The following is a 20,062-nucleotide window of genomic DNA, read 5'->3' as shown; positions in this document are numbered from 1 at the left end:
ATTAGCGTCTGATGAGTGCGGGCAAACGAGCCTGCCAACCCTGATGCCACCCCATCAGCTCCTCGCGGGGCATGGGGCGGGCGGAGAAGAAGCCCTGGCATTGATCGCACCCCAGCTTCGCCAGCAATTGCCAGGTCGCCTCATCTTCGACCCCCTCGGCCACCGATTTCAAGCCCAACTTGCGAGCCAGCTCGATGCTGGACTCGATGATGGCTAGGCGAGAGGGATCTTCATAGCAGCGATCCACGAAGGATCTGTCCAGTTTCAACTCGGTAAAGGGGAGCAGGGCGAGCTGCTGCATGGAGGAGTAGCCGGTCCCGAAATCATCGATGGAGAGACCAAAACCGTGCATCCGCAAGCGGGTCAGCACCTCCAGCGACTTGCCGAGATCCTTGACGAAGGCGCTCTCGGTCACTTCGAGGGTGATGAGCTCGGGGTTGATGCTCCAGCGCTGGCAGTGGCTGAGCAGGGTGTTGCACAGATCCCCCTCGATGAGGGAGGTGGTGGAGAGGTTCATCGACAGGTTCAGGGAGAGCCCGGTCTTCTCCCACAGGTGGCCGTCCCGCAGCGCCTTGCCGATGATCACCTCGGTGAGCGGGTCGATGAGCCCGTTGTGCTCCGCCAGCGGGATGAAACGGGCCGGCGAGATGAGGCCATATTCTGGGTGCTGCCAGCGGGCAAGCGCCTCCATGCCGAGCCACTCCCCGTTGTGAAAACCCACCTTGGGTTGATACCAGGGCAGCAACTGGTCCTGATCCAGCGCCCGGCGCAGCTCATCCAGGGTCAGGTGATAACCATCCTCCTCCTGGCTGCGTACCTGCTGGGGCCGCCAGGCACCGATGAGCTGCGCGATCTGCTGGGGAGACGCGGGTTTCTCGATGCGCCCCAGCACCTGCAGGCCATAGGCCCGGCTCATGCGCAGCACGGCATCGACCACGTCATCCTCCAGGGCGCTGCACAGCACAATGCCGCCGCGGAACCCGCCAAGGGAGAGGCGGCGCAGCAGCGCCATGCCATCCATGCCCGGCATGCGCAGATCACAGAACAGGATGTCGACCCTGTGGTGCTGGCACTGTGCAAGCGCCTCCTCCCCGTCCTGCGCCTCCAGCAGGTTGCCGTAGCCCAGTCCGCGGATCTGGTGCATCAGGGCCTTGCGCTGGAAGTTGTGATCCTCCACCACCATGATCGCCAACTCATGCCGTGCGCTATTCATCGAGCCATAACCCCGTTTCACCTCTGATAGAGTCCATCAATGCCTGTACCGCCCTGGCCAGGTCATCGAGCTTGTCCAGTTGTTTCAATCTGGCCGCCGCCTCCAGCCGGGCCGCCTCCTCTGCCAATGCCTGCTGTCCTACCATGCGCGCGGCCCCCTTGATGCGATGTGCCGTCTCCACCAGCGCCTGGGTATCCTGGCTGGCCAGCGCCAGCCTCATGTCCTCGCCATCCTGCTCGTTGGCTTCCAGGTATTCGCTGGCCATGCTGCGTGCCACCGCCTCATCCCCGAACAGGGTCAACCAGCTTATGCCTGGCAGCTGAACCCTGGCTTGCCGGGGCGCCTCCGAGGCGAGCTGTTCTTCCTGAGTCGGCAACCAGCGTCCCAGGGTCTGGCTCAGGGCATCCAGGCTGTAGGGCTTGAACAGCATGTCGTTCATGCCGGCATCACGCATCTGTTGGCTCGCCTCCTCAGAGGTATCGGCCGTCACCCCGATAATGGGAGCACTGTCCCCGGCATCCCGCAAGGCTCGCGTGAGGGCATAGCCATCCATCACCGGCATGTGGCAGTCGGTCAGCAGCAGGGCGAAGTCCTGCCCCTGCCAGGCGCGCAGCGCCTCCTCGCCATCTTCCACCACCTCGGACTCGAGCCCCAGGATAGCGAGCTGCCTCGTCAGCAATGCCCGGTTGACGGGGTGATCATCGGCCACCAGCACCCGCCCCCTGAGCTTCTCCCCCTCCATCCCCATCGACTGGCTCGCCTGCTGGTTGAACAGTGACTGGCAGGTTTCCAGCAACAGATCGGGGTAGAGGGGCGATTGTCCCAGTCGCCACCAGGCGTTGCCCCCCATGCGCCCCCGCAGGGCCTCATGGGGAGAGAGTACTATGCCCTTGAGGTTCGAACGCTGCAAACAGGCCAGCCAGTCACTGCCAAGGGCCTGCTCCAGGTGATTCTCCTGCGCCAGCAGATGCCCCTCGAGGGGCTGCTGCCAATGGTGTGTCTCCATGCGTACCAGTCTGGCGCCCAGCCTGGCCATCACCGATTCCAGCCCCTCATCCTCCCCAAACCACCACCATACCTGACCGGTCAGGGGCGGCGCTTCCCACTGGCACTCGGCCAGGGGCAGCGTGAAGGTCACGCAGGTGCCCATTCCAGGGGTACTTTCCAGGGTCAGGCTCCCCCCCATTTTCTGGGTGAGTTGATGACAGATGGCAAGCCCGAGCCCGGTGCCGCCAAACCGGCGGTTGGTGTCGGACTCCACCTGCTTGAACGGGATGAAGAGGGTGCGCTGCTGCTCCAGGGCGATGCCTATCCCGGTATCCCGGACCCGGAAGGCCAGCCGGTCGTCTTCATAATCCACCTGGATGGCGATCGCCCCCGCCTCGGTGAACTTCACCGCGTTGTTCAACAGATTGGAGATCACCTGCCCCACCCTTATCCCGTCGATGCAGGCCAGATCCGGCACCGTCTTTCCCCACCGCAGCGTCACGTTGAGCCCTTTGCCATAGGCCAGGGCCGCATGTCCCCGGATGACATCGCAAATCACCGAGGTCAGGCGGCAGTGATGGGGGTGCAGTTGCAACTGCCCGGCTTCCATCTTGGAGAAGTCCAGGATGTCGTTCACCAGATAGAGCAGGTGGTTGGTGGAGGTCGAGATATTGCGCAACATGTAGCGCTGATCGTCATCCAGCGGGCTCATTTGCAGCAGCTCCAGCATGCCGTGCATGCCGGAGATGGGAGTGCGAAGCTCATGACTCATGGTGGCGAGGAAGCGGCTGCGCGCCTGGGTCGCCTCCTCCGCCACCCGCCTGGCCTGGCGCAGCTCCAGCTCCTGGCGCTTGAGCTTGGTGATGTCCTGCACCACGCCGTTCAATATGACCCCTTCAAGCCCCTCCTGGTGAACGAAATGACCACGGATCTGCAAATAGCCCGCCTCCCCCTGGCGCCGGATCTCCACCTCGAGATCCAGCGGCTGCATGCTCAGGGCATGACGATCCACCGTGGCCACGAAGTCCTGGTGCGCCTTGCCTGTCAGCCCCAGGATGGAGGCACCGGTGACCGCCATGCCGACCAGGTCCTCTTCCACCCCCACCATCTCCCTGACCCCTTGCGAGGTGTAGAGGAAGTGCCCCTTGCCCGGCCCAAGCCAGTGATACTGATAGACCAGACCCGGCATGCTGTCGGTGATCTGGGTCAGCCGGGTCTGCGCCTCCTGGGCCGCAAACCGCGCCTGCTCCAGCTCGGTCACGTCGGTCAGCACGGTCAGGATCCCGAGCCGCTTGTCATCGGGCCCCGCAAAGAGCCGCTTGGTGTAGATCATCTGGTGCAGGCGATCGTCATCAAACCGGATCTCGCCCCGTCCATGAAGCTCCTCTCCGCTCTCCCAGACGCTGGCATCCTCCTCCATCACCCTGGCACGGATCGACTCGGGCAATCGATCCTGGAGCAACCGCTCATAGGAGCCCGTCAGGTTCTCCCCGCCGAGAAACATCTGCCGGTACGCCCGGTTCGTCATTGCCACTTCATAGCGCTCGTTGGTCAGCACCACCTGGTTGGGCAGGGCATCCAGCATCATCTGGACAAACATCAACTGCTCTTCGAGCCGCCGCTCGGCCTCCCGCCGCTGGCTGATCTGGCGGCGCAACGTCCGGTTCCAGCCCATGAACAGCAAGAGGCAGAGCAGGAAAATGCCGCCGCCAAGGGAGGACCAGAGCAGCACCGTCTTCGGATCCAGTCCCGTCTGTATGGTCAGGGAGAGCCACTTTTTCTCCAGGGCGGAGAGCTCGTCGGGGGGAATGGCGATCAACACCTTGGTGAGGATCTGCTGCAGCATGGGGTCCTGCAACTGGGTCGCCATGGCGATGGGTACCCGCAGGTCGCTGCCGGAGAAGACCACCTGGTAGCGGTCGCTGAATCCCTTTTGCAGCGACTGCTCCAGGGTGGTGGTGCTCATCAGCACATAGTCGACCTTCTGCTGGTCCAGCAGGGGCAGCAATTCGGCATCGCTGGCCACCGGCACGGCGATGGCCCCCACCTCGCTCAGCAAGACCTGCTCCACCGAGCCCCCCACCATGCCCACCCTGTGCCCTTTCAGTGCCCTGGCGGCGGTGAGCTCGGCCATCCCCTGCCTCGCCACGACCACCCGGTTGATCGACGCGTAGTTGGGGGTAAACCGGGCAAACTGCTGACGCTCCGCGGTGGGAGTCATGGCCGGGATGAGATCCAGCTTGCGATCCTGGAAGAGCGCCATGCTCTGGGCCCAGCTCCGGGTCGGCACCAGGGTGAACTGGAGCCCGGCACGCTGGCTCATCAGTGTCAGCAGATCGGCAATGAGCCCCTTGAGCCGCCCCCTGTCGTCCACCTCGCTCATCCCGGGCCAATCCGGGGCAACCCCGTAGCGGATGACCGGATGTGCTTGCAACCACGCCTGCTCCTGCGGATTGAAGACGATCTCCCTGCTCCTTTTCACCAGGGCATAGTCGAGGATATCCCCCGCCTCCAGAATGGCGCGACGCTCCAAGGGAGAGATATCCTCGAGGGCCCGCTCCAGCAGTCCCTGCAAGACATCATTCCCGGGCGCCACGGCCATGGCGAGGGAGGTATCCCTCATCCAGTCGATCCTGGCCAGCGCCATGCCCGCCATGGCTTGCAGCCTGTTCAGCATGGGCAGCTCGGCCAGATAGGCATCCGCCTTGCCCTCCTTGAGCATGAAGATCGCCTCGTCCCGGCTGTCGGCCGTGATCAGATTCGAGATCCCCAGGCGCAGCAGCTCATCGCAGGCGCTGACACCGAAGACGCAGACCCAGCGCACCCCATAGGCCTCCTCCAGAGAGAGGCTCTCCCGTCCCCCCGTCAACAGCACGGCCCGGGGCAGTGCCATCAGCTCGGAGGTAAATTGCATCTGCAGGGTGCGGGTCGGGCTCGGAGCCACCCCGATCAACATGTCGACCTTGCCATCCAGCAAGGCCTGCTGGACCGCCGCATTGTTGGCATAGGCACGGTAGCGAAGGCTCACCCCCAGCCTGGCTGCAATCTGGGAGGCGAACTCATCCAGGGGGCCGGTGAAGTTGCCGCGCCCATCGGTATAGACATAGGGTGGCCAGGCCGCCGAAGGCATGCCGACGACCAGTTCATCATGGGTGGCAAGCCAGTGCAGTTCGTCCAGGGTGAAGTTGCTCTGGTCCAGTTGCGCCGGCGCAGCCGCAACCATCAGGCTCCAGAAAGCCAGACCACATAGCAGGATGAGACGACAGCAGCGGCGGAACATTATCAACTCCCATACGAAACGGAGGGGGATCATAGAGTGTTTGGCGCAATGTGCGACAACTAAATTGAGACAATGCTCATCAGGAAAGAAAAATGGCAGGCCCAGGCCTGCCATCCACCAGGTCGGGGGCCATGCCCCCTCCCATCAGGTTATTCGGTTCCCGAGCCGGAAACCGGTTTGAAACTCCCGCTCACGGATGTGGGCGATCTGCACATTTTGCCCTTCCAGCCCGATGTCTTTGAGCAGGGCTGGCGAAAGGTGCAGGTAGCTGACGCGACGCTCCAGCCGGGTGATCCTTTTTTGAACCAGGGTCTCTACGTGGCGCAGCAGGGCGAGTTCGATAGACATAATATTCTCCAGTTGAACGTGCGGTTCCCCCGGAGAGAGGTGATCACCCTGCGGGACAACCGCGGGTGATGAAAAAAGCAGGTGTTACCTGTCCCCTCCACGCGGCAAATAAAGAGCACGAGTCTTCGCGCTGCCAGAGCAGCGATCGAACGCAACGTTGAACATGGAATGTTGCATGGTCGTCTCCTTACCGTGTGAAAGTTGAACAAGTTGCCGCAGTGTAAAAAAACACCGAATTTTACGCAATATCTCTCCCACCCATATGGGTGGAATGCGGCCAAAAAGAGGTTCAGTCAAATCCCTGACAACAGCCGGAACTCCTCCAGCGCATAGGTATCCGTCATGCCGCTCACATAGTCGAGCAGCAGCCGCACCCGGTAGTACCACTCCTGCTCGCTCTCCTTTTCGAAACGGGGATCCCGGCTCGCCACCGCCAGTCGATACGCCTTGAGGTGGCGGGCAGAGAGGCGGTGGAACAGCCGTCGGGCAAAGAAGAGCTCGCTCCCGCCGTTGCCTGCGAGCAGCCGCTCGAACTGGCTGGCGGGCAGGGCCAGCAGGCAGGCGTAGGTGGAGAGCACTCCGCGCAGGGCGGCATAGCCTTCCAGCTCCAGCGCCTCCACCTCCGGGCGCATGAACACCAGCTCGCGAGCCACCCGCTTGAGGGTATCGAGTACCCGGGCTGCCGGAGCCTGGCCGTGCAGCAGCGCCTGGGGATAGGCCCCGCTCAGGATCTGATCGTGCTCGGCCACATAGGTATGGGCGGCCAGCGCCACCAGATCCCGGGTCAGATGCTGGCGAAAATGGGGGAAGAACCCCCGACCGGAGGCAAGCGCCTCATCGAGCAGGTCGGCCATGTAACCGCCCTCGTCCGCCTCGCGCAGGGCTGCCAGCAGTTCGCTCTGGGTGAGGATGTGCCTGTCCACCGCATCCTCGAGATCGGCGATGCAGTAGGAGATGTCGTCCGCCGCCTCCATGATGTAGACCAGCGGATGACGGCACCCCTCGGCCAGCCCCAGGCTCTGGCCGAGGGCACGATAGAGGGGTTGTTCGCTGAAGAAGATGCCGCGCTTGCTGGTCCAGCCGTGGTGCTGACCATAGCCCTGGGGATGGTGCAGGCCCGGCAGGGGCTGCTGCGGGTATTTGCACAGCGCCGCCAGTTGCCCCAGGGTGAGGTTCAGCTCATGGAGGCTGTGCACCAGTCGCAGGCTCTGGGCATTGCCGTCAAACACCAGCAGATCCTGGCGAAGGGTTGCCCACTGGGGGCTCGGCAACTGGTCGTGGGCACGGGAGAAGAGGCCGTCCAGCTCCTGGGCAAGCCACTGACTCATCACCTGCTCGCCGAAATGGCCAAACGGCGGGTTGCCGACATCGTGCAACAGGCAGGACATCTCCACCAGATTGATGAAGGCCCCCTCGCACACCACTCCGGCTGGCAACGCCGCCAGGATGCGGCGACTGATCTGGCGACCGGTCTCCTGCACCTCCAACGAATGGGTGAGACGGCTGCGCACCGAGGCTTTCACATCGAGCGGGAAGACCTGGGTCTTCTGCTGCAACCGACGCACCGGCGCCGCCTGCACGATGCGGGTGCGGTCCTGCTCCGTCGCCTCCAGCAGGTCTTCGTCTCCCCAGGGGTGAATGCGCTCGGGGGGGATCAAACGGTCATACATGTCGTGGCTCCTTGCCTGAGGCGTCGTGTCTACGAGAGCAGCCAGCGCCGCAGGCGGGCGATGTCACCCGGGTATTCCCGGCGCAGGGTTTCAATCCAGTCTTCCACGTTCTCCCACCAGGCGGGGTGATCCGGGCTCTGGATAAGCTGGGCCGTCTGCTGCAACCGGCGCAGGCCGATTGAGCCCGCCGCCCCCTTGATCTTGTGGGCCTCCTCCACCACACCGGCCTGATCCCTGGCAATCATGTTGGAGTCGAGCACCGCCATGTAGTCCGGCATCATCTTCTCGAACAGCTCGACGCTGGAGAGCAGCACCGGCTTGCCGACCGTACTGGCGTAATCGGTGAGGAAGGGCAGATCCAGCAGGGCATCCTGATGGTGGACATCGTCCTGCTCGTCCGCCTCGTCCCCGGCGAGATCCGCAAACAGGTGGCCTATCACCTCCCGCACCGCCTTGGAGCCCAGCGGCTTGTTGATCACATCCTGCATGCCGTGATCCCGGTAGTACTGGCGATCGCCGGTGGCATTGGCGGTGAGCGCCACCATGGGGGGCAGGCTGTCGCCGTAGCGCGCGAGCAGTTGCTCCGCCACATCGAACCCCGTCATGTCCGGCAGCTGGATGTCGAGCAGGATCAAGTCGAAATCATCCGGGTTGGCCATGGCCAGCGCCTCTGCACCATCCCGCGCCACCTTGACCTGATGGCCGAGCTTGTTCAGCAGGGCGCAGGCCACAGTCACGTTGAGCTCCACATCCTCCACCAGCAGGATGTCGAGGGAGGGCATCTCGGGCTCCGGGGCCGCGGCCTTGGGCTCGACGCAGTCCACCTCCAGCTCGGCGGTGAAGCAGGCGCCTTCGCCCGGGTCGCTGTCCACATAGAGTTGACCGCCCATGGCCTGCACCAGTTGGCGGGAGACCGCAAGACCGATGCCGGTGCCGGTGGCGTGCTTCTTGCCCTGCACCTGATAGTACATGGCGAAGATCTTCTCCTGCTGGGCACGGGGAATGCCCACCCCGGTGTCTTCCACCTCGAAGTGCAGCGCCAGCTTGCCCGGTTCATCAGCGGCGTGGGCGAGACAGCGTATGGTGACGCCCCCTTCATCGGTGAACTTGACCGCATTGCCCACCAGGTTCCACAGCACCTGACGCAGCCGGGTGCCGTCCGCCATCACGAACTGGGGCATGTCGCCGTCCCGGTCGAAGTGCAGGTAGAGCCCCTTCTGCTCCGCCTGGATGCGCGACAGCGTCTCCAGCTCGTCGAGGAAGGCGGGCAAATCCAGCGGAGCCGGCGCAATCTCCAGCCGACGACGGTCGAGCTTGTCCAGATCGATGATGTCGTTGAAGATGTTGCCGAGCGTCACCGCGCTCAGGTGGATGGTCTTGAGCTGCTGCTGCTGTCTGGCATCGAGGGGCGTATCCATCAGCATCCGGCTTAAGCCGACGATGCCATTGAGCGGGGTGCGCAGCTCGTGGCTGATGGTGGAAATGAAGGTGGTCTTGTCCCGACTCGCCTTCTCCAGCTTGTCCTGGTACTGCTTGCGCTCGGTGATGTCGCGACCAAAGCCGAGCAGGCCGAGCCGCTTGCCGAAGCGGTCGAAGAAGGGCACCTTGCGCAGCTCGAAGTAGGCCTTGCGGCCATCGGGATACTCCAGCCACTGCTCATAGGTGAGCGGCTCGTTCTGGGCGAAGACCTGCTTGTCGGTCTCCACCACCTTGCTGGCGATGTCGTGCTTGTAGACATCGAACGGGGTCAGGCCGATGAGTTCCGCTTCCACCTTGCCGGTGAGCTCCTCCATGGCGCGGTTGCAACCGGAGAACTGCTCGTCCTCGTTGCGGTAATAGACCAGATCGGGGGAGCAGTCGATGAAGGAGCGCAAGAGGGCGGTACGCTCCCCCAGATGCAGCTGGGCCTTCTCCCGCTGGAACACTTCGTTCTCGAGATCCTCGATGGCTTGCTGGCGCAGGGTCTCGGCCCGGTTGGTCTCGGCGATCTGGGCGTTGAGCCGGCTGATGTTCTCCTGCAACTGGCTGTTGAGCTCGAGATCCCGCTCGCGCATGTCTTGCAACTTGCGCACCATCCGGGTCAGCCGTTGGCGGGAGTCCTCCAGCTGATCCACCACGATGGAGAGAAAATAGACGGCCCAGGGGGTCACCAGCAGACCGAAGAAGACAGAGCGCACCAGGTCGACAATGTCCACGGTGCCGCGCAAAAACAGGGTCACCCCCATCTGGATCGACACGGCCAGCACTATGATGGCGGTGGCCAGGAACATGCTGAAGCGCACCAGTCCCAGCTTGGTCATCAGGTCGACGTAATATTGCGCCCAGGATTTGATCTGCTTCATCTCGTTGTTTTCTCCCCTTTTCTTGCGCAAACAGGATACCAGTACGGCGCCATGAACTCTTGTCCGTCGCGTATTCAATTATTGATTAACGTCACACTCCGGCTGGGGTAGCATGCCTGCCATGCCTCAGTCAGCACCGGTTCCACCGGGATACCGGGGCGCACTGTCACCCTTCTCATTCGTTATGTCAGGAGCATACCCGATGCGAAATCATGTTCTGTTGAGCCTTGGCCTGCTGGTCGCCACCACCGCCCACGCCGATCTGGGGGAGATCCCCCGCCAGACCGGCTGGTCCGGTTTTCTGCTGGGCGGGGTCAATGCCGGCAGCCACAAGTCCAACTTCTATGCCGGTGACGACAGCAACAGCCGTATCGATGATCTGGGCTCCCCCGGCCGCGAAAGCGGTCTGAGCCCGCTGCTCAATGCCGATATCCGCTACACCTTCGCCGATACCCGCACCCAGGTCTTCCTCGGCAACCTCATCCAGGACGCGGTGCGCTTCGACTTTACCCAGCAATTCGGTCTGCGCCAGGAGATGGGTGACAAGGGTATCGTCGCCACCTCCCTGGTGTTCAACCTCATGCCGGTGGAAGTGTGGAGCGATCCCTTCGCCACCGGCGTGGATCGCAGCGCCACCGATCTCACCTCGAAAGGGGTGCGCTTTGCCTGGGACAGGATCTGGGGCAGCAACGTCTACGCCACCCTGACCAGCCGGGAAGTGGAGCTCGACGAGGAGCGCAGTGGCCAGCAATATGACCTGACCCACGGCACCCACTACGCCTCCATGCTGAGCCGCAATGGCAAGGTCCACGACCTGGCACTCTCCTACCAGTACCACTTCGGCGGCGACCAGTTGCTGGAGCCCGCCTTCCTCTACAAGGAGGCCCGCCTGGACGGGAGTGCGGAGAGCTTCAAGAACACCGGTCTGCAGCTGACCTATGCCAAGCGTGCCTCCCAGTGGTCCATCGTGAGCAACCTCTACGCCGGCAAGCGCAAGTATGACGAGGCGAATCCCCTGTTCGGCCAGCGCGCCGATGCCAGCGAGTTCGCCCTCAATGGCACCTTCTTCTGGCACAACCTGTTCGGCATCAAACCCCTTGCCGCCACCTTCACCGCGGCCTACTCCAGCGCCGACTCCGACATCGACTTCTACGATGCCGAGGCGCTTCGCTTCAGTACCGGGCTGCTTTACAACTTCTGACCCGTACCAAGCAAGGAGGCCACCCCCGGGGTGGCCTCTTCATTTGCACAACCCTCGACCATCAGATGCCGAGGGAATCCAGCAGATCGTCGTGCTCGTTGCTCGCCGGCGCGGCCGCCGGTGCCGGTTTGGCTGACTGCTTGGCCTGAGCGATCAGCTCGTCGGGATCCACCTCCTCCTGCACGCCGCCATCATGGATCCGGATAAACTCCGTCTTGTCCATGGCCAGCTCCAGATAGAAGATGTTGTTGCTGGCGGTGAAGAAGGTCACCCGGCGGGTCTCGGGATTGTCGAGGTTGGTGTCGACGCTCAGCATCACCTGCTTGTTGAGCGCCAGCATCTTGGGCTGGTTCTGGGTGATGTGGGTCTGCAGCTCGCGCCCCACCTTGGTGGTGAAGCTGCCGACAATCTGGTTCATCAGCTCGCCCATGACGTTGCTCACCTCGTCCGAGGTGTGGGAGATGGCGAGATCCTCCTTGGAGAGCCCCATGCTCAGCATGTAGCTCTGGTAGAGCTCCATGGCCGCGGCGGCGGAGAAGTTGATCACCACCAGCCCGGAGAAGCCGCCGTCAAACAGCACGAAACAGCCGATGTCAGGCTTGAGGCAGGTCTTGCTGATCCGCTGCACCATGCCGGAGAAGCGCACCTGGGTCTGGGTCGCCGCACTCAATACGCTCGTCACCGAATTGCACAGGCTCAGCAGTACGTCCTCTGTGGTCAATACGGCATCATCCTCGGATCTTGTCACTATCATGGAACCTTCCTGCTGATCGAAATAATGGGGCTGTCACTCGTGTCGCCCATGTCACCATGCACCGACGCGATACGCTAACAGATTGCGTGATCCCGGTGCCCAAAGCGCGAGCCACCTCTCACTTGACTGGATTATCAGTCAGAAATGGCTGAAATCCATCCAGGGTAGCCAGACGGGTTTGCCAACTGGCAGCCGCCCCTTGCAAGGCCTGCTCCTCATAGGGAATGGCGGGACAGGCACCCCAGATGGGACCGGGCCAGGCCGCATCCGAGCTGAAGCGGGCCACGTGGTGCAGGTGCAGCTGAGGCACCAGATTGCCGAGGGCCGCCACGTTGATCTTGTCCGGGCCGAGTGCCCGCTCCATCAGGGTGGCGACGGCGCAGGACTCCTGCATCAACTGCTGTTGCTGCTCGGGGGCCAGATGATGGATCTCCCGCAGGTTGGCGACCCGGGGCACCAGAATCAGCCAGGGATACTGGCTGTCTTTGGCCAGCAGGACGCGGCACAGGGGCAGATCCCCGAGTATCCGGGTATCCGCCTGAAGGCGGGGGTGCAATTCAAACATGGGGGCCTCGCTGATCAACATGGGCACATCGGGAATCAAAGATGTGCCCACGTTACTGCAACGGGGAGCAAACTTAAAGGCGCGGCACGGCCCAACCGATGAAGCGCTTGCGAAGCGCGGGGTCCGCCTGCAGGAAAAGCTGTTGCAACTGCCCTTCCAGGGCGCTGGCAGGCACGGAGGAGGCCCGGGGCGTCGCCACGGCGGCCGCTGCCACATCCGCCGCACCGGCGAGCACGGCAGGCCCCTCGCCACGGTTGTACTCCATCAGCCTGGCATGCCAGTCCATGCCGATCTGCATCCCCTGCACCATCATCGTATCCTGGCGCACCTCGAGGGGCTGCCCCCCCGCCACCAGGCCCAGGACAGGGGCCCTGGAGTAGCGTTCCATCCCGGCCTCGTCCGCAGGCACGGGAGCCTGCAGGCGCACCGACTGCCCGCGTGCCTCATAGCGAAGCACCTGGGGCTCGGAGCGAACCTGGCGATCGTTGTCGCTGCTGTTGCGACTCGGGATCACCCCCTCGTAGCGCACCAGCAGTTGCTGCTCTCCGTCGGCCAGCACGGCATGCTGCTCGTCCTGCACCTTGCCTGCGCTCACCGCCAGGATCTGGAAATCCCGGGGCACCTCGACCCTGACCTCGGCCTGCACACCGCCGCAGCACAGCAGCGCAACCCCTGCCCAACCCTGATGACGCTTCATTCCCTGACTCTCCTTTCGCGATGAAGGGCGCAGGGTAGCAGCCCCAGATGACAGAAAAATAACGGGATGCAGGCTCACCCCAGCAGATAATGGGGCCGCTCGGCAAACCACTGGGCCAGCACCTGCTTGAACAGCCGGATCTTGCGCGGCACCCGGCGCTGCTGGGCGTGCAGCACATGGATCGGGTGCAGGCCGGTCTGCCACTCCGTCAGCACGGCCACCAGCTCCCCTCGGGCCAGGCTGGCCTCCACCAGCATCAGTGGACACTTGGCAAAGCCCATGCCCGCCCGGGCCAGTTGCAGCAGGGTGCTGTAGTGGTTGGCCCGCACTCGCCCCTGCACCAGGATGTGCGCCTCCTCCTCCCCCTGGCGAAAGTGCCACTGCTCCCAGTCCGGGTTGTGGCCCTGCAGCAGGCAGGAGCGACCCCCCAGTTCATAGGGAGTGGCGGGGATCCCCTCCCGCGCCAGCAGGGCGGGGCTTGCCACCACCACATCCTTGAGCCTGCCGAGCGACAGGGCCACCAGGTTGTCGGGGATCAGCTCCATGGCCCGCAGGGCGATGTCATTCTCCCCCTGGCTCATGTCGATCATGGCATTGGTGAAGTTGAGCTCGACCTGGACGCCGGGGCACAGCTCGGCAAAACGGGCGAGCAGCTCGCTCACCATGCGGTCCCCCGTGCTGACCGGGCAGGTGAAGCGCAGGCGGCCGCTGTCCTCCTCGGTCAGGGCGCGGATCCCCTCCTCCGCCTCCCGGGCCAGGGCGAAGATCTCGCCGGCCTGCTGGTGAAGCACCCGCCCCGCCTCGGTCAGGCTGAGTCTGCGGGTCGTGCGCTGGAGCAGCTGGGCATTGAGGGCGGACTCCAGGGCGCTGACATGGCGACTCAGCATCCCCTTGCTCACCCCCAGGGCATCGGCAGCGGCGGAGAAACTGCCCCGTTGCACCACTTCATAGAAACTGGCCAGGTGGGTGATATCCATCATTAGCACCAATATGGAAACAATGGGTTCATCATAAGCGCTTTTTCTCCCTTTTTATCCCGCTATCATCAACTCATCTCAACCAGGAGCGATAGATATGAAGATTGTGATTGTGGGTGCCTCCGGCACCATTGGCGCCGCCGTCAGCGAACTGCTTGCCCAGGATCACCAGGTGATCCGGGTCGGTCACAGCCAGGGGGATGCCAGAGTGGACATGCGCGACCCCGCCTCCATCCGGGCGCTCTTCGAGCAGATTGGATCCTTCGATGCCCTGGTGGTCGCCAGCGGCAGCGTCGCCTTCAATGCCCTGACCGAGATGACGGACGAGCAGTGGCAGGTGGGGCTTCAGAGCAAGCTGATGGGCCAGATCAACCTGACCCGGGCCGCCATTGCCCACCTGAGCGACCGTGGCTCCATCACCCTCATCAGCGGCATTCTGAGCGAGGAGCCCATCCACTGGGGGGTGAGCGCCACCACCATCAACGGTGCCATCGAGCACTTCGTGAAAGGTGCCGCCTGCGAGCTGCCAAGGGGCATTCGCATCAACGTGGTCAGCCCCACCGTGCTGGAAGAGTCCATGGGCAAGTATGCCGACTTCTTCCCGGGCTTCGTGCCGGTACCCGCCGCCCGGGTGGCCCAGGCCTACAAGAAATCGGTACTGGGGGTACAGACCGGTCAGATCTTCCGGGTCAATGGCTGAGCGCTCCGGACAACCCAATGAAAACGGGCCCCGTCATGGGGCCCGTTTTGTCATCTGCGTTGCAAGCGCCTCCCCTGCCACCGGCAAACGTTTGTTCACCTGCGGCAAAAAAAGCGGTCGGCCTCAGTCGATCAGGCCGTACTGCTCCCGCAGTACCTCGATGATCTCCTGCTTCGGATTGGCACTGCGTACCAGCGGCTGACCGATGATCTTCTCGGCGATCCCCACATAGGTGCGGGAGATATCCATCATCACCTCGGTGGGCAGCTTGTTGTCACGGGCCAGGGCGAAGCGCTCGGGCATGCGGTTCTTGTTGAGCAGGATGTCCGGATCCGGGAAGTGGTTCAGCAGCCACTGGCGGAAGCCCTCTTTGGACTTCTCGATGATCTCGCCGCCGCGAAGGGCTGCGCCGTCCCAGATGCGGGAGCTGTCGGGGGTGCCCACTTCATCCATGTAGATGAGTTTCTCGCGACCGGCGGCATCGGTCACGTAACCGAACTCGAACTTGGTGTCGACGAAGACCTGATCCAGGGCAGCCAGCGCCTCGCTGATGACGTTGAAGCCCTCTTTGAGCAGCGCCTCGTAGCGGTCGATGTCCGCCGGGGAGCGGAAGCCGAAGGCCTGATGGTGGCGCTCGATGTCGCCGCGGGAGACGTTGACGTCGTCCGCTTCCGGCACGCCATCCAGCCCCTTGAGGATCCCCTTGGTGGACGGGGTAATGAGGATCTCGGGCAGCTTCTGATCCTTCTTGAGCCCTTCCGGCAGGGTGATGCCGCAGAATTCCCGCTCACCATCCTTGTAGGCACGCCACATGGAGCCGGTGATGTACTGGCGGGCGATGGCCTCGATCATCACGGGACGCGCCTTTTGCACGATCCAGACGAAGGGGTGCGGGATGTCCAGGATGTGGCTGTCCGCCAGTCCCTTCTCCTTGAACAGCTTGAACCAGTGGCTGGAGATGGCGTTGAGCGCCGCGCCCTTGCCCGGGACGCCGTTCAGCCCGTCCACCCCTTGCCAGATGCAGTCGAAGGCCGAGATGCGGTCGCTGATCACCATGAGGGCGAGGGGCGTATCGGCCGGCACATCATAGCCTTTCTCTTTGATGAGTCGGGCACTGTCTGCGGGGGTCAACCAGTAGACGCTGCGCACTTTGCCGGAATGGACAGGTTTATCGGTACGGATCGGCAAATCGTCGTTCACCGCCAATACTTGATCTGCAAGACTCATGGCTAATAACACTTCCTGTTGTGGGACTAGTAAGACAGGCGCACAGGCCCCTGTCTGTGGGGGATTCACATCATCAAGCCCGAAGGCTCCTTGCCATCGGCCCGACACGCAGGCCCTGCGGCGAGCCGGGCATAACAAAACAGGGGCGCGAGGCCCCTGTTTTCATGCTTATTTTGTTCCCTGATCGGCCAAGCCCTTGGCAAAGGCCTCGGACAGGCTGATGTACATCTGGGAGATGACACCGGATGCGACAGGTTTCTTGTCCTTGTCGAACAGGGTGATGGAGGTCTTGCCGCCCGTCATCTCGCCGAGCTGGAAGCGATACTTGTCTTCCTCGAGCTTGAAGGGCTCCGCTCCCTTGGCCTTCCAGAACTCGCTGTCCGGCTCGTCGTACTCCACGTCGATCCAGCCCAGAGACTGCTGGGTGTCCTTGATGGTGAAACCATAGGCAGGCAGCACCTGATTGAGGCGACGCCACACCTGGTCAAACGACCCTTCGGCAATCCAGGCGCTCAGCTCGTTGTTGTCCAGACCCAGCTCCAGCCCCATGCCATCGCTGGACTTGTGCTGTTCACGGGCCTTGAGCTGCTTGTCGTAATAGAGGGAGAACTGGTTCAGGGCGCGGGTAGCATAACGCTGGGCGTCCGCCGGCGTCAGCACAGTGCTGGTCTCGCCGTCGATGGTCTCTTCGTGATCCAGCACCCGTACCGACATCTTGATGGCGTGGCGCTGCACATCGTTGCGCAGGGTGAACTGGTAACGCTGACGGATCTTGAAGTCATCGTCATCTTCCGCCCAGCCATCGAGCACCGCCGAGTTGTCAAACCAGCCGGTCTGCAAGACGCCGTCCTGTTGATCCAGCTTCTCGGTGGTGACCTTGTGTTCGGCCAGGAAGTTCATCAGGAAGGCCCAGGTATCGCGCTCCACGCTCTGGGAGGTGCTGAGGGCATAGAAGGCGACGGTCGGCTCGCTGGCATTGGCCACCACCTGGCTGCCGGGCACCACGGTGAGCAACTGGGCAGGCGGACGCACGTCCACCTTGGCCCCGAGGGCGCCCTCACGGCTGCTCTCGGGCAGGGCCGGAATGTCGAAATTGCTGTTAAAGGCGGGGGTACTCAACCCGGCGGGCACAAGGAAGGCGCGGCCTTCGAGGCGGCTCTCTTCATACTCGAAGCCACGGTTGGCCATTTTGCGTTCCTGGGGTGAGCTGCAGGCAGCCAGCACGGCCACCGTCGCGACACTCAGTACCAGGCGCACTGCATTTCCCTTTCCATTTGCTTTAAACACTCGCCATCAACTCCGCAGTCGTCAGTGCTCGCGTCATCGCCGCTTCCCCCTCGGGGGTGAGATCGGTCAGGGGCAGACGCAAGGTCGCCGTCGCCATCAATCCCAGCCGGGCACAGGCCCATTTCACCGGGATGGGACTCGGTTCACAGAACAGAGTCTGATGCAACGGCATCAATCGATTGTTGATGTCATGAGCCTGCCCGGCATCACCGGCCAGGGCAGCACGACACATGTCGGCCATCTGGGGCGCCGCAATATTGGTGGTGACCGAAATGACACCATCGCCCCCTTGCAGCATAAAATCACATCCGCTGGCGTCATCGCCACTATAAAGCGCAAAATCCGGCCCGCACAGTTCGCGCAGCAGCGGGGTACGGCCAAGATCGCCAGTCGCTTCTTTCAAACCTATGATGCCGGGCACCTTGGCCAGACGGGCCACCGTCTCGGGTTTGAGGTCACAGCAGGTGCGACCGGGCACATTATAGAGAATTTGAGGCAGACCACTAGCCTCGGCGATCGCACAATAGTGACGATAGAGGCCTTCCTGGGTGGGTTTGTTGTAATAGGGGGTCACCGAGAGACCCGCCACCACGCCCATGGTGGCGAAACGCCGGGAGAGGGCGATGGCGTGAGCAGTATTGTTGGAGCCGCAGCCCGCGATGACGGGAATGCGTCCGGCGGCGTATTCCACCGTCTTCTCAACCACGGCGATATGTTCCTGCTCGCTCAGGGTGACCGACTCTCCCGTGGTTCCCACGGCGACAATGGCGCTGGTCCCGGCATCCACATGATATTCCACCAGCGCTGCCAGACTGACCCAATCGATGTCGCCCGAGGGCAGCATGGGGGTAACGAGCGCAACAATACTACCGCGTAACATGGATAATTCTCCCGATTTTCAGGGGCGTAATGGTAAAGCTGCCCCTTTTGAAAAACAAGGGAGGCACGGGACAAGCCGTGTTACCATCCGGCACAAAACGTATGAATGCACGAGCGCACAAGAGGCCTCACGGCAGGGTGCCGGCACCCGCGGTCAACGCATTCTCAATAATGGACGAGAGACGATTTATGACTCACTACCTGGTCGTAACGGCCATCGGCACGGACAGGCCTGGCATCGTCAATGAGGTGACCCGTCACGTCAGTGGCTGCGGTTGCAACATTGTCGACAGCCGTCTTGGCATCTTCGGCAACGAATTCACCTTCATCATGCTGCTGTCCGGTGACTGGAACAGCCTGATGCAACTGGAAATCAGCCTCCCACTGCGCAGCCAGGAGTGGGATCTCATCACCATGATGAAACGCACCGAGCGCCACCACTCCCTGCAATATGACATCAGCGCCAGCGCAGAGGTGCTGATCCGGGATCAGCCGGGCATCGTAAGTCAGTGCACCCAGTTCTTCAGCGATCACGGCTGGGACATCCAGGCCATGCAGACCATCACCTTGGAACAGCAGCCCTTCAACCTGCTCAAGGCGAACTTTCAGTTGAATCTCTCCAAGCAGGGAGAAGAGCCTGGCTCGAAGACAGCCTTCGCCGATTTCTGTCGTGGACTGGGCGCCGAGTCGTTCGAATTCATCGTCAATCACAAGTACGCCTGACGGCGTTTATCCGAGGAGACCCCATGTCACCACTAGAAGCTGGTACCCAGGCCCCCGATTTCTCCCTCTCCGATCAGGACGGCAATCAGGTTCGCCTCGCCGACCTGCGCGGCAAGAAGGTGCTGATCTATTTCTACCCCAAGGCGATGACCCCGGGTTGCACCACCCAGGCCTGCGGTCTGCGCGACGTCAATAGCGAGCTGGCTGCCCTCAATGTGGTGGTGCTCGGCATCAGCCCGGACAGCGCCAAGCGCCTGAAAAAGTTCGAGGAGCGCGACAACCTCAACTTCCGCCTGCTGGCCGATGAGGATCACGCGGTGGCCGATGCCTTTGGCGTCTGGGGCCCGAAGAAGTTCATGGGCAAGGAGTATGACGGCATCCATCGCCTGAGTTTCCTCATCGACGAAGAGGGCAAGGTTGCCCATCGCTTCGACAAGTTCAAGACCAGCGATCACCATCAGGTGGTGCTCGACCTCGTCAAGGGCTAAGCCGCCAGCGGCAATGTTGCAGGGCTCGCCATGGCGGGCCCTGCTCGTTTCACTACGGCATCAGCCCCACTCTCTGGCGGCTCACCAGGGCGCCTCTTCCCCCCTTTTCTCGCCAACCTCCCCTCTCAGATCAAAAAATTCATCCTGGATATGGGTTAACGTGACCCCAGATTCATTTTCCAGCGAGACAGCCCATGAACATGAGCCACACCGAACGCCTGATCCTGAGCAACCAGTACGAGATCCTGGCCAAACTCAATCCGGAAAAGGCGGCGTTTTACCAGCGTGCCAGCACCATCGTCGAGCGCGGCTACTGCCTGCAGATCCTCGAGCTGGAGAAGAGCTTCGGCCATCTGGATCTCGCCACCTGCCAGGAGGTGCTGGACACCCTGGAGCTGCACCATGCACTGGCCATCTCCTGGGGCAACCTGGATGCCAGCGCCCGGGCCGATGTCAACGAGAGCCGCCTTGCCTTCAACGGCTACAGCCGCAGCCAGGAGCGGGAACTGGCGGATTACGTCTGCTTCCTGCTGGAAGTGGACAAGCGCTTCCCCGAACTGCCCTGCCCCTGTGACGAGCTCTCCAGCGACATCGCCATGCGGGACAAGTACCAGCGCATGCTGGCGGTCTGGCGTCAGTGCCCCCGTCAGTACAAGCTCTCCATCCAGGAGATCAGCAAGGTGCTGGCCGCCTGAATGTGAAAAAGGCGCCTGAGGGCGCCTTT

The 20,062-nt window shown here is 62.6% G+C and carries 17 protein-coding genes; 5 read left to right on the top strand and 12 right to left on the bottom strand.

What is annotated here, in order from left to right; all coding sequences use genetic code 11:
• Position 1: 1 nt before the first annotated feature.
• From H7R73_RS04030 to arcB, 5 genes are all read right to left on the bottom strand, one after another.
• Positions 2 to 1,213 carry an EAL domain-containing response regulator gene (locus H7R73_RS04030; RefSeq protein WP_041214588.1) on the bottom strand — a complete coding sequence of 404 codons (1,212 nt, stop codon included), beginning with the start codon at positions 1,211 to 1,213 and terminating at the stop codon, positions 2 to 4.
• The gene (locus H7R73_RS04025) at positions 1,206 to 5,480 is read right to left on the bottom strand and encodes a transporter substrate-binding domain-containing protein (RefSeq protein WP_182951481.1); all 4,275 of its coding nucleotides are present in this window, start codon (positions 5,478 to 5,480) and stop codon (positions 1,206 to 1,208) included. The genes H7R73_RS04030 and H7R73_RS04025 overlap by 8 nt, the downstream gene beginning before the upstream one ends.
• A gap of 144 nt (positions 5,481 to 5,624) precedes the next feature.
• Complete coding sequence (locus tag H7R73_RS04020; protein WP_080768051.1) at positions 5,625 to 5,828, bottom strand: hypothetical protein; 204 nt, start codon at positions 5,826 to 5,828, stop codon at positions 5,625 to 5,627.
• 293 nt (positions 5,829 to 6,121) lie between these two features.
• On the bottom strand, positions 6,122 to 7,498 hold the full coding sequence (gene dgt / locus H7R73_RS04015; protein ID WP_103260761.1) for a dGTPase: 1,377 nt from the start codon (positions 7,496 to 7,498) through the stop codon (positions 6,122 to 6,124).
• Positions 7,499 to 7,527: 29 nt separating this feature from the next.
• Complete coding sequence (gene arcB, locus H7R73_RS04010) at positions 7,528 to 9,840, bottom strand: aerobic respiration two-component sensor histidine kinase ArcB (protein WP_039040952.1); 2,313 nt, start codon at positions 9,838 to 9,840, stop codon at positions 7,528 to 7,530.
• Positions 9,841 to 10,042: 202 nt separating this feature from the next.
• Here arcB and H7R73_RS04005 point away from each other — a divergent pair, with 202 nt between their 5' ends.
• On the top strand, positions 10,043 to 11,041 hold the full coding sequence (locus tag H7R73_RS04005) for a DUF2860 family protein (RefSeq protein ID WP_103260762.1): 999 nt from the start codon (positions 10,043 to 10,045) through the stop codon (positions 11,039 to 11,041).
• 61 nt (positions 11,042 to 11,102) lie between these two features.
• On the opposite strand, the gene H7R73_RS04000 is transcribed toward H7R73_RS04005, so the two are convergent.
• The 4 genes from H7R73_RS04000 to H7R73_RS03985 form a co-directional block, all read right to left on the bottom strand.
• Positions 11,103 to 11,795, bottom strand: a complete 693-nt coding sequence (locus H7R73_RS04000; RefSeq protein WP_029313837.1) for a DUF3334 family protein — start codon at positions 11,793 to 11,795, stop codon at positions 11,103 to 11,105.
• Between the two features lie 118 nt (positions 11,796 to 11,913).
• Positions 11,914 to 12,360, bottom strand: a complete 447-nt coding sequence (locus H7R73_RS03995) for an HIT domain-containing protein (RefSeq protein WP_039040966.1) — start codon at positions 12,358 to 12,360, stop codon at positions 11,914 to 11,916.
• Between the two features lie 73 nt (positions 12,361 to 12,433).
• Positions 12,434 to 13,057 carry a DUF2057 domain-containing protein gene (locus H7R73_RS03990; protein WP_103260763.1) on the bottom strand — a complete coding sequence of 208 codons (624 nt, stop codon included), beginning with the start codon at positions 13,055 to 13,057 and terminating at the stop codon, positions 12,434 to 12,436.
• Between the two features lie 74 nt (positions 13,058 to 13,131).
• Positions 13,132 to 14,034 (bottom strand): LysR family transcriptional regulator, encoded by a 903-nt coding sequence (locus tag H7R73_RS03985; RefSeq protein WP_182951480.1) that lies wholly within the window; start codon positions 14,032 to 14,034, stop codon positions 13,132 to 13,134.
• 97 nt (positions 14,035 to 14,131) lie between these two features.
• Here H7R73_RS03985 and H7R73_RS03980 point away from each other — a divergent pair, with 97 nt between their 5' ends.
• Positions 14,132 to 14,734, top strand: a complete 603-nt coding sequence (locus H7R73_RS03980) for a short chain dehydrogenase (RefSeq protein WP_043152536.1) — start codon at positions 14,132 to 14,134, stop codon at positions 14,732 to 14,734.
• A 123-nt stretch (positions 14,735 to 14,857) separates the two neighbouring features.
• On the opposite strand, the gene H7R73_RS03975 is transcribed toward H7R73_RS03980, so the two are convergent.
• The 3 genes from H7R73_RS03975 to dapA form a co-directional block, all read right to left on the bottom strand.
• Positions 14,858 to 15,961, bottom strand: coding sequence for a phosphoribosylaminoimidazolesuccinocarboxamide synthase (locus tag H7R73_RS03975; RefSeq protein WP_182951479.1), 1,104 nt, complete (start codon positions 15,959 to 15,961; stop codon positions 14,858 to 14,860).
• Positions 15,962 to 16,129: 168 nt separating this feature from the next.
• Complete coding sequence (gene bamC / locus H7R73_RS03970) at positions 16,130 to 17,248, bottom strand: outer membrane protein assembly factor BamC (RefSeq protein WP_103260765.1); 1,119 nt, start codon at positions 17,246 to 17,248, stop codon at positions 16,130 to 16,132.
• The gene (gene dapA / locus H7R73_RS03965) at positions 17,241 to 18,128 is read right to left on the bottom strand and encodes a 4-hydroxy-tetrahydrodipicolinate synthase (protein WP_042881197.1); all 888 of its coding nucleotides are present in this window, start codon (positions 18,126 to 18,128) and stop codon (positions 17,241 to 17,243) included. The genes bamC and dapA overlap by 8 nt, the downstream gene beginning before the upstream one ends.
• 188 nt (positions 18,129 to 18,316) lie before the next feature.
• Here dapA and H7R73_RS03960 point away from each other — a divergent pair, with 188 nt between their 5' ends.
• The 3 genes from H7R73_RS03960 (at position 18,317) to H7R73_RS03950 (ending at position 20,033) form a co-directional block, all read left to right on the top strand.
• The gene (locus H7R73_RS03960; protein ID WP_010673166.1) at positions 18,317 to 18,850 is read left to right on the top strand and encodes a glycine cleavage system protein R; all 534 of its coding nucleotides are present in this window, start codon (positions 18,317 to 18,319) and stop codon (positions 18,848 to 18,850) included.
• Positions 18,851 to 18,873: 23 nt separating this feature from the next.
• Positions 18,874 to 19,338 (top strand): thioredoxin-dependent thiol peroxidase, encoded by a 465-nt coding sequence (bcp, locus tag H7R73_RS03955; protein WP_010673165.1) that lies wholly within the window; start codon positions 18,874 to 18,876, stop codon positions 19,336 to 19,338.
• 194 nt (positions 19,339 to 19,532) lie between these two features.
• Positions 19,533 to 20,033, top strand: a complete 501-nt coding sequence (locus H7R73_RS03950; protein WP_039040945.1) for a YfbU family protein — start codon at positions 19,533 to 19,535, stop codon at positions 20,031 to 20,033.
• Positions 20,034 to 20,062: the final 29 nt, after the last annotated feature.

The sequence above is a fragment of the Aeromonas sp. WP2-W18-CRE-05 genome (genome assembly GCF_014168615.1).
Classification (GTDB): Bacteria; Pseudomonadota; Gammaproteobacteria; order Enterobacterales; family Aeromonadaceae; genus Aeromonas; species Aeromonas caviae.
This window is presented reverse-complemented; position numbering and strand designations above follow the sequence as displayed.

Coding starts and splice junctions, on each gene's coding strand:
- H7R73_RS04030 (WP_041214588.1), bottom strand. CDS start 1,213: ATGAATAGCGCACGGCATGAGTTGGCGATCATGGTGGTGGAGGATCAC.
- H7R73_RS04025 (WP_182951481.1), bottom strand. CDS start 5,480: ATGTTCCGCCGCTGCTGTCGTCTCATCCTGCTATGTGGTCTGGCTTTC.
- H7R73_RS04020 (WP_080768051.1), bottom strand. CDS start 5,828: ATGTCTATCGAACTCGCCCTGCTGCGCCACGTAGAGACCCTGGTTCAA.
- dgt (WP_103260761.1), bottom strand. CDS start 7,498: ATGTATGACCGTTTGATCCCCCCCGAGCGCATTCACCCCTGGGGAGAC.
- arcB (WP_039040952.1), bottom strand. CDS start 9,840: ATGAAGCAGATCAAATCCTGGGCGCAATATTACGTCGACCTGATGACC.
- H7R73_RS04005 (WP_103260762.1), top strand. CDS start 10,043: ATGCGAAATCATGTTCTGTTGAGCCTTGGCCTGCTGGTCGCCACCACC.
- H7R73_RS04000 (WP_029313837.1), bottom strand. CDS start 11,795: ATGATAGTGACAAGATCCGAGGATGATGCCGTATTGACCACAGAGGAC.
- H7R73_RS03995 (WP_039040966.1), bottom strand. CDS start 12,360: ATGTTTGAATTGCACCCCCGCCTTCAGGCGGATACCCGGATACTCGGG.
- H7R73_RS03990 (WP_103260763.1), bottom strand. CDS start 13,057: ATGAAGCGTCATCAGGGTTGGGCAGGGGTTGCGCTGCTGTGCTGCGGC.
- H7R73_RS03985 (WP_182951480.1), bottom strand. CDS start 14,034: ATGGATATCACCCACCTGGCCAGTTTCTATGAAGTGGTGCAACGGGGC.
- H7R73_RS03980 (WP_043152536.1), top strand. CDS start 14,132: ATGAAGATTGTGATTGTGGGTGCCTCCGGCACCATTGGCGCCGCCGTC.
- H7R73_RS03975 (WP_182951479.1), bottom strand. CDS start 15,961: ATGAGTCTTGCAGATCAAGTATTGGCGGTGAACGACGATTTGCCGATC.
- dapA (WP_042881197.1), bottom strand. CDS start 18,128: ATGTTACGCGGTAGTATTGTTGCGCTCGTTACCCCCATGCTGCCCTCG.
- H7R73_RS03960 (WP_010673166.1), top strand. CDS start 18,317: ATGACTCACTACCTGGTCGTAACGGCCATCGGCACGGACAGGCCTGGC.
- bcp (WP_010673165.1), top strand. CDS start 18,874: ATGTCACCACTAGAAGCTGGTACCCAGGCCCCCGATTTCTCCCTCTCC.
- H7R73_RS03950 (WP_039040945.1), top strand. CDS start 19,533: ATGAACATGAGCCACACCGAACGCCTGATCCTGAGCAACCAGTACGAG.